Here is a 12,476-nt window from a genome sequence, read left to right on the forward strand (position 1 = left end):
TACGCCCGTCGCGGCCGCGAACTGACACCCGAGGTGAGCCGCACATGACCGTCGACGAAGCCGCACGTGTGCCCGTCGTGATCGTCGGGGCCGGACCGGTGGGCGTGACCGCCGCCCTCCTCCTGGCCCGGCGGCGGGTCCGCAGTGTCGTCCTCGAACGCCACCGGGACATCTATCCGCTCCCACGCGCCGTCGCAGGCGACGACGAGATCCATCGCATCCTCCAAGCCGCGGGCGTCGGCGAGGAGTTCACAACGATCTCCCACCCGGCGGGCGGGCTGCGGCTGCTGGACGCCCGGCACCGGGTGATGGCCGAGTTCCGGCGCTCCCCGCACGGCCACCACGGCTATCCGCAGTCCAGCATGTTCGACCAGCCCGAGCTGGAACGCGTGCTGCGCGACGCCCTGGCCCGGCACCCGGAGTGCGAACTGCGCGGTGGCGTGGAGGTCACCGGCGTCGGCCCGGACACCACCGGCCCGGTCCGGGTGACCTACCGTGACGAGGACGGCGGCGAGCATGAGCTGTGGGCCGACGCGGTCCTGGGCTGCGACGGCGCCAACAGCCTCACCCGCGAGGCGATCGGCGGCGTGTGGGAGGACCTGCGCTTCGAGGAACGCTGGAAGGTCATCGACGTCGATACGACGGGCCCCGTCCGTTGCTGGGAGGGGGTCGACCAGGTCTGCGACCCGGCCCGGCCGGCCACCTTCATGCGCGTGAGCGAGAACCGCTACCGCTGGGAGTTCCGGCTGGGCGAAGGGCAGGAGACGGTCCGTGAGCTGGTCGCTCCTTGGCTGCCGTCCTCGTACGACGGTGACTTCGAGGTCGTCCGCGAGACGCAGTACACCTTCCGGGCCCGGGTCGCCGACCGCTGGCGCAGCGGCCGCGTCTTCGTCCTCGGTGACGCCGCGCACCTCACCCCGCCGTTCGTCGGACAGGGCCTGTGCGCGGGACTCCGGGACGCCTACAACCTCACCTGGAAGCTCGCCCGCGTCCTCCTGCAGGGCGGCGATGAAAGGCTGCTGGACACCTACGAGAGCGAACGCAGGCCGCACGCCCGGCATGTGGTCCGGCTGGCTGTCGCCATGGGCTGGGCGATGACCGGCGGTCAGGACAGCGCCGCCGCCCTCCGCCGCAGGGCACTGGCCGCCGCCTGCCGGATACCCGGCCTGACCGAGCTGGCCGGCCGCGAACTCAGCCCGCCCCTGACCGGCGGACCGCTGGTGCGGCGCGGGGTCCGCCGGGGCCTGGCGGGCACGCACTGTCCACAACCGTGGGTGAGCGTCGGTGGACGGCCCACCCGGCTCGACGACGTGCTCGGAGATTCCTTCGCCGTACTGACCGCCGCCGAGCCCGGGCCTGCGCTGACCGCGCTCGCCCACGGCCTCGGCGTGCCCGCGGTCCCGGTGGCCGACCTCGGCGACGACGGCACCCTCGCCGCCTGGCTGCGCGCCGGCCGCGCGGACGCGGTCCTGCTGCGGCCCGACCGCGTCGTGATCGACGTCGTCCCCTCCGGTGGCTGCGACTTCACGTCGACCGCCGTCTGGGCGTCCCTGCTGCACACCACTCGAAGCCCTGTTCCTGCCGAACGGACGGCCCCGAAAAGCCTGTTGAGGAGCACCACACGATGAGTACGTCGTATCCGGCCCCGTTCTTCACGCCCGATCCAGAGACGGTGGCGACCAGCCGTATCGCGGACTTCGCCCGCTCCGTCGGGGTGGACGGCACCGACTATGCCGCCCTGCATCGCTGGTCGGTCACCGACCTGGAGGGCTTCTGGGGCGCGGTGTGGGAGTACTTCGGCATCGACGCCAACACCCCCTACGAGCAGGTCCTGGCCGAGGAGACCATGCCCGGTGGCCGCTGGTTCCCCGGCGCCACACTCAACTACGCACACCACGCCCTTCGGAACATCCCGGACGACGACGTGGCGATCCTCGCCCTCGACGAGACCGGCTCCGGGTACGAGGTGACCGGCGGGCGGCTGCGTGCCCTGGTGGCCTCCGTCGCCGCCACCCTGCGCGACCTCGGCGTCGGCAAGGGCGACCGAGTCGTCGGCTACCTGCCCAACACTCCGCACGCCGTCGTCACGTTCCTCGCCGCCGCGAGTCTGGGTGCCGTGTGGTCGGTGTGCGGGCAGGACTACGCCCCCAAGGCGGCCACCGACCGGTTCGCCCAGCTCGAACCCACCGTGCTGATCGCCGCCGACGGCTACCTCTTCAACGGCACCACCCACGACCGTCGCGACGCCGTCCTCGAACTGGCCCGCGCGCTGCCGACGTTGAAGGCGACCCTGCTGGTGGACCACGTGGGGCTGCCGTGGCCGTCGCAGGCCTACCCGTCGCTGGTGGTCCCCTGGGAGGATGCCTCCACCCGTACCGAGGAACTTGCCTGTGTGCCGGTTCCGTTCGACCATCCGCTGTGGGTGGTGTTCTCCTCCGGCACCACCGGTCTGCCCAAGGGCATCGTCCACGGCCACGGCGGTGTGGTGCTGGAGCATCTGAAAACCCTGGGGCTGCACTCGGACCTGGGACCCGGCGACCGTCTGCTCTGGTACACCACCACCCACTGGATGATGTGGAACCTGGTCGTCTCCACCCTCTTGACCGGCGCGACGACCTGTACGTACGACGGCAGCCCGGCCCCTTTCGCCAAGCCCGACGTCCTGTGGGAACTGGCCGCCCGCCACCGGGTCACCGTCTTCGGCACCAGCCCCCCATACCTGCTGGGCATGGCCAAGTTCGGCATCGCCCCGTCCGCGCACGACCTGTCGTCGATTCGCGTCGTCGGCTGCACCGGCTCGGCCCTGCCCGCCTCCGCCTACCCCTGGGTCCGCGACCACGTCGGCGACCACGTCCTGCTGGCCTCCATCAGCGGCGGGACCGACATCGTCTCCGGCTTCGCCGGCAGCGCCCCCAACACCCCTGTCTGGGCCGGGCAGTTGTCCGCACCGCACCTGGGTGTGGCGCTGGCCGCGTACGACGCCGAGGGCTTGCCCGTCATCGACCGGGTCGGTGAGCTGGTCGTCACGCGCCCGATGCCCTCGATGCCGCTGTGCTTCTGGAACGACCCGGAGGGCACCCGCTACCGCGGCGCCTACTTCTCGGCGTACCCCGGGGTGTGGCGGCACGGCGACTGGATCACGGTCACGGGGCACGGCTCGGTGATCATCCACGGCCGCTCCGACTCGACGCTCAACCGCAACGGCGTCCGGCTCGGCAGCGGCGACATCCATGACATCGTCGAACGCCTCCCCGAGATCGCCGAGGCCCTGGTCATCGGTGCGGAGGAGCCGGACGGCGGCTACTGGATGCCGCTGTTCGTGGTCCCGGCGGCCGGTGTCGAGCTGGACGACGCCCTCCGCGACCGTATCCGCGACGCGATCCGCACCGGTGCCTCACCCCGCCATGTCCCCGACGAGATCCTCGAAGTGCCGGGCATCCCGCACACCCGCACCGGCAAGAAGCTGGAGGTCCCGATCAAGCGACTGCTCCAGGGCGCCGCGGTGGAGCAGGTCGTCAACCCTGGCACCGTGGATGACCCCGGTCTCATCGACCACTACGCCCGGCTGGGCAAGGAGCGCCGCAAGGGCAGGTCCGCCCGATGACCACCGTGCTCGCCGTCGCCCTGTCCCTGGTCTTCCTTCCGCTGGGGCTGGCGAAGCTCGTCGCAGCGCCGGTCATGCGCCGGGCGGCGGCCCATCTCGGCATGTCGATCCGCCTCTATCGCGTCGTCGGCGCGCTGGAGGTGGCCGGGGTCGCCGGTCTGCTGACGGGTCTGGCCTGGACGCCGCTGGGCGTAGCCGCCGCGACAGGCCTCGCCCTGCTGATGGCCGGGGCGGCGGTGGTCCACCTGCGCCACGGCGACCCGCCGCCCCGGGCGGTCCCGGCGGCCGTACTGGCCCTGATCTCCTTGACGTACGCGGCAACGGCGATGGCCGCCGGCTGACGCGTCCTGCAGGGCAGGGCACGGGCGGTCTCCTGTGAGGGTGGCGGCCGCCCCTCCCCGGCTCCGCGCGGGCTGCCCTCGCACACCGGGCGGCCCGCGCCGACGTCCGGGACTTGCGAGCCCGCTGGGCCCGGCAGGCCCCGGACGTGTGCCTGCGCGGTGTCGACCTGACCCGGACCGCCTTCGATGATCGATCGACTACGAGGCGTACCCGGAGTCGGACTGGATGAAGCTTCTCGGTGCGGTCATCGTCCGCGCACTGAACTGTTCCGCGCGAGGGTCGCTGCTTCCTTCCATACCGTGAAGAGTTCAGTACCCAGGTCAGGGCCACAGGGACTGAACTCTTTCTGCTTCTGCTTTCGTCCGACAGGCTCCACCGCCTCGTCCCGCTTCTCCGGCAGCAACAGCTCCTCGTAGCGGCCCAGCGCCAGCACCACGCCGAGCATGAGGAGCGGGATGAGCACAGCGAGCAGCGCCATGGCGATTTCCCTCCCCGGGAAGCGCGTGGGGGGCGTCGGGCCGGGTCTCCACCGAAGCGGAGGGCAAACCCTCGTGTCGGTCCCCCGTCTTCGGGTACGCGGTGGCCACCCCCGAAGATCTGGAGGGAGTCATGCAGCGAGGCAGCGACCGGCTGAGCGTCCACCGCGACGACGAGATGAAGCACGAGCTCCAGGGCCTGCTCAGGTCCGGGCACCCCACACGGACCGAGGAGTGGCACGACCCCGAGCCGACCGCCGAGGACGATCCGCAGGTGGCGGGCGGTCCCGTGGTGCCCGGCGCGGGTACGGCGACCCTGGCGCAGGTGCGTCTGGAGCTGGCCCGGTTCCTGAGCCGGAGCGTGTTCCCGGCCGGACCGCGCGAGCTGGCCGGCGCCCTGCGCCGCGCCTACGCGCCGGACGGCCTGGTGGAGCCCCTGGAACGGCTGCCGCGCTCGGCGCGCTACGCCACCGTCCAGGAGCTGGCCGAGGCGCTGCTCCGGCCGGAGCGCGCGGGGAACGCATAGGCACCCGGCGCACGGGTACTGCGGGCGGCGTCATGCCGACGACGGACGCGGTGCACCGCACCGGCCGCAAACGGAGGAAGGGCCCAAAGCAGTGGCTGATTTCGTGAGGGACGTGATGACTCCGGGCGTGGTCGCGGTGCGCCCGGACGCCTCGCTCGTCGAGGCGGCGCAGCTGATGCGCGCGCAGGACATAGGCGACGTGCTGGTGGCCGACGGCCAGCAGGTCGTCGGCATGCTCACCGACCGCGACATCGCGGTGCGCGCGGTCGCGGACGGCGCGGACCCACTGACGGTGAGTGCCCAGGCCGTGTGCACCCCTGACCCGGTGGTGGTGGCGCCGGAGGACCCGGTGTCGGCCGCCGTCGCGCTGATGCGGCGGCACGCCGTGCGCCGGCTGCCGGTCGTCGAGGGCGGCCTGCCGGTCGGCATGGTGAGTCTGGGGGATCTGGCCGAGGCGCAGGATCCGGACTCGGCGCTGGCTGACATCAGCCGGGCCGCCCCGGACGGGTGAGCGCATGGGCCGCGACCAGGCCGCGGAGATCAGCGGCACCGGCGTCTCCGTCGACGTCGGTGACGCGACCGTCCGCTATCTGCTGTACGGGCTGCTGCCGAGCTGGTTCGTGCCCGGTCTCGCCGACTGGGCGATGCACCGGCGCACCCGCATCGAGGACACGGCAGGCACCAAGGAGTCCTTGATCCACTCCCTGATGATGACCGAGGTCGGCATCCCCATCGCACTGACCCTGCGCTACGAGGTCAACCCGCTGCTGCTCTCCGTGCAACTGGGCTGCACGGCCGCGCACGAGGCGACGGCGCTGTGGGACGTGCGGACGGCCGAGGACAGCGGCCGCGAGGTGAAGCCGGTCGAGCAGCACATCCACAGCTTCCTCGAGTCGCTGCCGTTCGGGGCACTGGCCTCGCTGATGTGCCTGCACGCCGACCAGGTGAAGTCCCTGCTGCGGGGCGGCCGGGGCGATCCGGACGCCTGGCGGCTGGTGCCGCGCAGGCGCCCGCTGTCACGCGCGTATCTCGCGGGCATCGGCGCCGCGATCGGCGCCTGCGTGCTGCTGCCGTACGGCGAGGAGCTGCTGCGCTGCCGCCGTGCCGCCCGGCGCGAAAGGAAGCACACGAACGACGAGGCCCGTTTCCGGGCCGGGGAAGGACGTTGATCCACCATGCGCATCGCATTTCTGACCGCACCCGAGGGCGTGGAGCAGATCGAGCTCACCGATCCCTGGCAGGCCGCGGTGGACGCCGGTCACGAGCCCGTCCTGGTCTCCACGAAGCCGGGGACGATCCAGGCGTTCCACCACCTCGACAAGGCGGACACCTTCCCGGTGCAGGAGGTCGTCGGCGAGACGTCGGCCGGCTCCTTCGGCGGTCTTGTGCTGCCGGGCGGGGTCGCCAACCCCGACTTCCTGCGGACCGACCGCGCGGCGGTGGCGTTCGTACGGGACTTCTTCGAGCAGGGCCGGCCGGTCGCCGCGATCTGCCACGCCCCCTGGACCCTGATCGAGGCGGACGTCGTACGCGACCGGGTGCTGACCTCCTGGCCGAGTCTGCGGACCGACATCGAGAACGCGGGCGGCACCTGGGTCGACGAGCAGGTCAGGACCTGCGACCACGGCGACAACAAGCTGGTGACCAGCCGCAAGCCGGACGATCTGAAGGCGTTCTGCGAGACCTTCCTGGACGTGTTCGCGAGGGAGGCCGCCTGATGGACCGCAAGCAGGAGCAGCGCGAGACCTTTCGGGCCGACGACCCGGCCGGCGGGCCGCTCACCACCGACCAGGGCGTCGAGGTCGACCACACCGACGACGCGCTGGCCGCCGGTGAACGCGGGCCGACCCTGATGGAGGACTTCCACTTCCGGGAGAAGCTGACCCACTTCGACCACGAGCGGATCCCGGAGCGGGTGGTGCACGCGCGCGGCGCGGGCGCCTACGGGTACTTCGAACCGTACGAGTCCTGTGCCGAGTTCACCCGGGCCGCCTTCCTCCAGGACCCGGCGGTGCGCACCCCGGTGTTCGTGCGGTTCTCCACCGTGCAGGGGCCCAAGGGCTCGGCGGACACCGTGCGGGACGTGCGCGGGTTCGCCACCAAGTTCTATACGTCGGAGGGCAATTACGACCTGGTCGGGAACAACTTCCCGGTGTTCTTCATCCAGGACGGCATCAAGTTCCCGGACTTCGTGCACGCGGTGAAGCCCGAGCCGCACAACGACATCCCGACCGGGGCGTCCGCGCACGACAGCCTGTGGGACTTCGTGTCGCTCCAGCCGGAGACCCTGCACACGATCATGTGGCTGATGTCGGACCGGGCGATCCCGCGCAGCTACCGCATGATGCAGGGCTTCGGGGTGCACACCTTCCGGTTCGTCAACGCCGAGGGGCGCGGCACGTTCGTGAAGTTCCACTGGAAGCCGCGGCTCGGTGTGCACTCGCTGGTGTGGGACGAGGCACAGGAGTGCCAGGGCCGCGATCCGGACTTCAACCGGCGGGACCTGTGGGACGCGATCGAGGCGGGCGAGTACCCGGAGTGGGAGCTGGGCGTCCAACTGGTGCCGGAGGAGGACGAGTTCGCCTTCGACTTCGACCTGCTGGACGCCACGAAGATCATCCCGGAGGAGCAGGTGCCGGTCCGGCCGATCGGCCGTATGGTGCTGGACCGCAACCCGGAGAACTTCTTCGCCGAGACCGAGCAGGTGGCGTTCCACACGGCGAACGTGGTGCCGGGCATCGACTTCACCAACGATCCGCTGCTCCAGGCCCGCAACTTCTCCTATCTGGACACCCAGTTGATCCGGCTGGGCGGGCCGAACTTCGCCCAGCTGCCGGTGAACCGCCCGGTGGCGCCGGTGCGCACCAACCAGCGCGACGGCTACGGCCAGAGCGCCATCCACCGGGGCACGAACTACTTCCCGAACTCCCTCGGCGGCGGCTGCCCCGCACACGCGGGCGCCGACGGCCACGCCTACACGCATTACGCGGAGCGGGTGGACGGGGCGAAGATCCGGCGGCGCAGCCCGAGCTTCCAGGACCACTACAGCCAGCCGGCGCTGTTCTGGCACAGCATGAGCGACTGGGAGCGTCAGCACATCGTGGAGGCGTTCCGGTTCGAGCTCGGCAAGGTCGGCGCGATGAGCGTACGCGCCCGGACGGTGGAGCAACTGGCCAAGGTCAATGGAGAGTTGGCCGCGCAGGTGGCCCGTGGGATCGGGGTGCCGGAGCCGGCCGCAGCCGAGGAGGGCACGAACAAGGTCCTCTCCCCCGCGCTGAGCCTGGAGTCGCTGCGCGGCGACGGCTCGGTGCGCACCCGGCAGATCGCGGTGCTCGTCACCGACGGCGTGGACGCCGAGCAGGTGGCCTCGGTGCGCGAGGAGCTGGCCGGCCGGGGCGCGGTCGTGGAGGCGCTGGCGCCGACCGACGGGACGGTTGCGGGCACCGACGGCGAGCGGTACGCCGTGGACCGGGCGCTGCCGACCGTGGCCTCGGTGCTGTACGACGCGGTGCTGCTGCCCGGCGGGGCGACGGGCACCCCGCCGACGGCCGCCGATCCGGACGCGATGCGCTTCGTGCGGGACGCCTACCGGCACGGCAAGCCGGTGGGTGCGCTCGGCTCCGGTGTGGGTGTCCTGTCGGCGCTGGAGCCGGAGGGCCTGCGGGTGTCCACGGAGTTCCGGCGGGTGGTCACCGACCAGGGCGTGGTGACGGACACCTCGCCGGGGGCGGCGAGCGAGGAGTTCCTGCGGGAGTTCGTGGCGGCGGTGGCCGCCCACCGTCACTGGGGACGGCCGCCGATGCGCGCCTGAGCGCCGGCCCGAAGGGCCGGACCGCGGGTCCTGGGGATCCCGGGGATGCCGGGGATCAACTGCGGGGAGTCGCCGACTCCCCGCTGCCGCGTTCCCGGGCGCCTTCGCGGGTACGGCCCGCGGCCACCGGGCGCCGCGGGTGGCGGCGCAGGTACTCGCCCTCCAACTGGGCCATGCGTTCGTTGTGCGCGCGCAGCGCGTCGTTCGAGCCGTGCAGGAGGGTGTCGTGCCGCGTGCGGTGGATCGCCTCCAGCTCCTTCATGAGCTGCTGGTCGTCCAGCCGGTCGGGGTCGACTCCGGTCATGGTGGTGCCCCGCTCGTCGTGTTCGTTCATGCGGTCCGGGTACCCGCCCTGTGAGCACTACCCCCGAGCGACACCCGGGAGGGAACCATGGATCTCGCCTTTCTTCACCCACTCTACGAACATCCTGGGCCCTGGGCCTCCGTCTACGTCGACACCTCCCGGCACACGGAGGGCACCCCGCACGAACGGCACCTCACGGCGCAGGCCCTCGCCCGGGAGCTGGCCGGGCAGGGTTGCGACGAGGCGACCTGCGGAGCTGTGCGGAGCGCCCTGGAGGAGCTGGCGCATTCCTCCGAGCCGAACGGGCGGGCGCTGTTCGCGCGTGCCGGTGAGGTGGTCCTGGATCCGTCCCTCGCGCGGGCCCCGCTGCGCGACAGCGCCTTGTGGGCGCCGCTGCCGCACACCGCTCCGCTGCTGGAGCTGGCGGGCGAGGACCCGGTGTGCGTGGTGGCCTACATCGACCGCCGCGGCGCCGACTTCGAGCTGCGCACGGCGCTGGGGCGGCGGGACGCCGGGACGGTGAGCGGCCGGCAGCATCCGATCCACCGGACGAGCACGGTCGACTGGTCCGAGCGGCGCTTCCAGCTGAAGGTGGAGAACACCTGGGAGCACAACGCGACCGAGGTCGCCGACGCGCTCGCCGTGTGCCAGGAGGAGACCGGGGCCGACCTGCTGATTCTCGTCGGGGACGACCGGGAGCGGCGGGCCGTGCACGATCGGTTGCCGCGGCGGCTGCACGAGCGGGCGGTCGAGGCGCCGCACGGCAGCGGCAGCAGGCTGCTGGACGAGGACGTCGAGCAGGCGCGCGCCGAGCACGTACGGCGGCGGGCGGAGCGGGAGCTGGAACGGTTCCTCGCGGCCCGTGAGCCGGGCGAGGACGGGCGCGCGGGGGCGGTGGAGGGCGTACCGGCCCTCGTCGAGGCCGCGCGCGAGCACCGGATCGACGAGCTGCTGATCCGTCCGGACGGGCCGGACGCGCATCGTGAGGTCTGGATCGGCGAGGATCCGGACCAGTTGGCCGTCCGCCGCACCGACCTGAAGATCCTCGGGGAACAGAACTCCTGGCCGGCCCGTGCCGACGACGCGCTGATCCGCTCGGCGGTGGCGACGGGAGCGGTGGCGCTGTCCGTGACACCGGCGACGGACGACTCCCCGTCGGGCGGCCTGGGCGCCCTCCTGCGCTGGGCGTAGGGCTCATTCCGCCCCCGCCGCCCCTACCCGTCCCGTCCTCCAGGGGCTGCTGCCCCTTCGACCCCGCCCGGGCCTTTGCCCACCCACCACCCGTTTCCAGTGGGCTGAAAGGTGGACCTCTCGACCGACCGAGTCGGGTGGCGGGTGGGCGAAGGCCCGGGGGTCTGGGGGGCGGAGCCCCCAGGGACGGGACGGGTAGGGGCGGCGGGGGCGGGAGACTATCGCGCTCGCTCCACCCGCCGCTCGTCCCACACGGGTTCCGCGCTCTCCCGGACGCGCCCGTCGCTGCCGAAGACCAGGTACCGGTCGAAGGAGCGCGCGAACCAGCGATCGTGGGTAACCGCCAGCACCGTCCCGTCGAAGGCCTCCAGCCCCTCCTGGAGAGCCTCGGCGGACTCCAGGTCCAGGTTGTCCGTCGGCTCGTCCAGAAGCAGCGCGGTAACCCCCTCCAGCTCCAGCAGCAGGATCTGGAACCGGGCCTGCTGCCCCCCGGAGAGACGGTCGAAGGCCTGCTCGGCCTGCCCCGTCAGCTCGTAGCGCCGCAGCCGCGACATCGCCGCCCCCCGGTCCTGGGCGTGCTCCTGCCACAGGATGTCCAACAGCGTCCGCCCGACCAGCTCGGGATGCGCGTGCGTCTGCGCGAAGTGCCCGGGCACCACCCGTGCCCCCAGCTTCCACGCCCCCGTGTGCGCCACGTCCTCCCCGGCCAGCAGCCGCAGGAAGTGCGACTTGCCGGAGCCGTTGGAGCCGAGCACGGCGACCCGCTCGCCGTAGAAGACCTCCAGGGAGAACGGCTTCATCAGACCGGTCAGCTCAAGGTCCTCGCAGGTGATGGCACGGACACCGGTGCGCCCGCCCTTCAGCCGCATCCGGATGTCCTGCTCGCGCGGCGGCTCCGGCGGCGGCCCGGCCTCCTCGAACTTGCGCAGCCGCGTCTGGGCGGCGGCATACCGGGAGGCCATGTCGTGGCTGACGGCCGCGGCCTGACGAAGCGTCAGCACCAGCTTCTTCAGCTGCGCGTGCTTCTCGTCCCAGCGCTTGCGCAACTCCTCGAAGCGGGCGAACCGCTGCTGCCGCGCCTCGTGGTACGTGGCGAAGCCACCGCCGTGCACCCAGGCGTCCGCACCGGTCGGCGACGGCTCCACGGAGACGATCTTCTCGGCCGCGCGGGCGAGGAGTTCCCGGTCGTGGGAGACGAAGAGGACGGTCTTGCGGGTCTCCTTCAGCTGCTCCTCCAGCCACCGCTTGCCGGGCACGTCGAGGTAGTTGTCCGGCTCGTCCAGCAGCAGCACCTCGTCGGTGCCGCGCAGCAGCGCCTCCAGCACCAGCCGCTTCTGCTCACCCCCGGAGAGCGTGCGCACCTGCCGCCACTGCGCCTTCTCGTACGGCACGCCGAGCGCGGCCGTGGTGCACATGTCCCACAGCGTCTCCGCCTCGTACCCGCGCACCTCGGCCCAGTCGGCGAGCGCCTGCGCGTACGCGAGCTGCGCGGCCTCGTCGTCGACGGTCATGATGGCGTGCTCCGCCTTGTCCACGGCCCGCGCGGCCTCGCGGATCCGGGGCGGCGCGACGGACACGAGCAGGTCGCGTACGGTCGTCTCGTCCCGTACGGAGCCCACGAACTGGCGCATCACGCCCAGGCCGCCGCTGACGGTGACGGACCCGCCGTGCGGTTTCAGCTCGCCCGAGATCAGCCGCAGCAGGGTCGTCTTGCCCGCCCCGTTGGGCCCGACCAGGGCCACGACGGCCCCTTCGCCGACCCGGAAGGACACGTCGCCGAGCAACGCCCTCCCGTCGGGGAGGTAGTACTCGAGGTGCGCGGCTTCCAGATGTCCCATGGTGAGGAATTGTGCGGCCCGCCCCACAACCCCGGCAAACGGATATCCGACGGCTCCGCCGTCCCGGCGCCCGCCCACCCGACAAACCGACATCCGACCGCCCCGCCACCCCGACGACCGACCGCCCCGCCACCGCGACGACCGGCAGACCGGCAGACCGGCAGACCGACCCACCAGACCGCCGACCAGCCGGCCCGGCAGGCCGGCATCCGGCCACCCCGGCAGCCCGAGCACCGGCCGCCCCAGCAAACCGACACCCAGCCAACCCCGGGCAGACGGATGTCCGACGGCCCCGCCACGACGACCGCCCACCCGACAAACCGACATCCGACCACCCCGCCACCCCGACGACCGGCCGACCGACCCACCAGACCGCCGACCAGC

12 protein-coding genes are annotated in these 12,476 nt (G+C 72.3%); 9 read left to right on the forward strand and 3 right to left on the reverse strand.

The annotated features are described in order from the left end of the window. The first annotated feature begins 44 nt into the window (after positions 1 to 44). The 3 genes from ICC28_RS23300 to ICC28_RS23310 are packed head-to-tail and all read left to right on the forward strand — an operon-like array spanning position 45 to position 3,945. The gene (locus ICC28_RS23300; RefSeq protein WP_188290629.1) at positions 45 to 1,628 is read left to right on the forward strand and encodes a bifunctional 3-(3-hydroxy-phenyl)propionate/3-hydroxycinnamic acid hydroxylase; all 1,584 of its coding nucleotides are present in this window, start codon (positions 45 to 47) and stop codon (positions 1,626 to 1,628) included. Beyond that, on the forward strand, positions 1,625 to 3,604 hold the full coding sequence (locus ICC28_RS23305) for an acetoacetate--CoA ligase (RefSeq protein ID WP_188290630.1): 1,980 nt from the start codon (positions 1,625 to 1,627) through the stop codon (positions 3,602 to 3,604). The genes ICC28_RS23300 and ICC28_RS23305 overlap by 4 nt, the downstream gene beginning before the upstream one ends. Then, a complete protein-coding gene (locus ICC28_RS23310) occupies positions 3,601 to 3,945 on the forward strand; it encodes a DoxX family protein (protein WP_188290631.1) in 345 nt (114 codons plus the stop codon). The genes ICC28_RS23305 and ICC28_RS23310 overlap by 4 nt, the downstream gene beginning before the upstream one ends. A gap of 245 nt (positions 3,946 to 4,190) precedes the next feature. Here the strand turns inward: ICC28_RS23310 and ICC28_RS23315 are convergent, their stop codons facing one another. Continuing rightward, positions 4,191 to 4,424 carry a hypothetical protein gene (locus ICC28_RS23315; protein ID WP_188290832.1) on the reverse strand — a complete coding sequence of 78 codons (234 nt, stop codon included), beginning with the start codon at positions 4,422 to 4,424 and terminating at the stop codon, positions 4,191 to 4,193. A gap of 131 nt (positions 4,425 to 4,555) precedes the next feature. On the opposite strand from ICC28_RS23315, the gene ICC28_RS23320 reads away from it, so the two are divergent. The 5 genes from ICC28_RS23320 (at position 4,556) to ICC28_RS23340 (ending at position 8,759) form a co-directional block, all read left to right on the forward strand. Continuing rightward, a complete protein-coding gene (locus ICC28_RS23320) occupies positions 4,556 to 4,948 on the forward strand; it encodes a DUF2795 domain-containing protein (protein ID WP_188290632.1) in 393 nt (130 codons plus the stop codon). A 91-nt stretch (positions 4,949 to 5,039) separates the two neighbouring features. After that, a complete protein-coding gene (locus ICC28_RS23325) occupies positions 5,040 to 5,459 on the forward strand; it encodes a CBS domain-containing protein (RefSeq protein WP_188290633.1) in 420 nt (139 codons plus the stop codon). Positions 5,460 to 5,463: 4 nt separating this feature from the next. Next, positions 5,464 to 6,117: a diguanylate cyclase gene (locus ICC28_RS23330; protein ID WP_188290634.1), complete on the forward strand. Its 654-nt coding sequence runs from the start codon at positions 5,464 to 5,466 to the stop codon at positions 6,115 to 6,117. 6 nt (positions 6,118 to 6,123) lie between these two features. Next, a complete protein-coding gene (locus ICC28_RS23335) occupies positions 6,124 to 6,666 on the forward strand; it encodes a type 1 glutamine amidotransferase domain-containing protein (RefSeq protein WP_188290635.1) in 543 nt (180 codons plus the stop codon). Further along, a complete protein-coding gene (locus ICC28_RS23340; RefSeq protein ID WP_188290636.1) occupies positions 6,666 to 8,759 on the forward strand; it encodes a catalase in 2,094 nt (697 codons plus the stop codon). The genes ICC28_RS23335 and ICC28_RS23340 overlap by 1 nt, the downstream gene beginning before the upstream one ends. 55 nt (positions 8,760 to 8,814) lie before the next feature. On the opposite strand, the gene ICC28_RS23345 is transcribed toward ICC28_RS23340, so the two are convergent. Further along, complete coding sequence (locus ICC28_RS23345) at positions 8,815 to 9,093, reverse strand: DUF6158 family protein (protein WP_188290637.1); 279 nt, start codon at positions 9,091 to 9,093, stop codon at positions 8,815 to 8,817. A 57-nt stretch (positions 9,094 to 9,150) separates the two neighbouring features. On the opposite strand from ICC28_RS23345, the gene ICC28_RS23350 reads away from it, so the two are divergent. Beyond that, the gene (locus tag ICC28_RS23350) at positions 9,151 to 10,254 is read left to right on the forward strand and encodes a Vms1/Ankzf1 family peptidyl-tRNA hydrolase (protein WP_188290638.1); all 1,104 of its coding nucleotides are present in this window, start codon (positions 9,151 to 9,153) and stop codon (positions 10,252 to 10,254) included. A 218-nt stretch (positions 10,255 to 10,472) separates the two neighbouring features. On the opposite strand, the gene ICC28_RS23355 is transcribed toward ICC28_RS23350, so the two are convergent. Next, positions 10,473 to 12,092, reverse strand: coding sequence for an ABC-F family ATP-binding cassette domain-containing protein (locus ICC28_RS23355; RefSeq protein ID WP_188290639.1), 1,620 nt, complete (start codon positions 12,090 to 12,092; stop codon positions 10,473 to 10,475). Between the last annotated feature and the right edge of the window lie 384 nt (positions 12,093 to 12,476).

The organism is Streptomyces sp. TRM68416 (assembly GCF_014596915.1).
GTDB lineage: Bacteria > Actinomycetota > Actinomycetes > Streptomycetales > Streptomycetaceae > Streptomyces.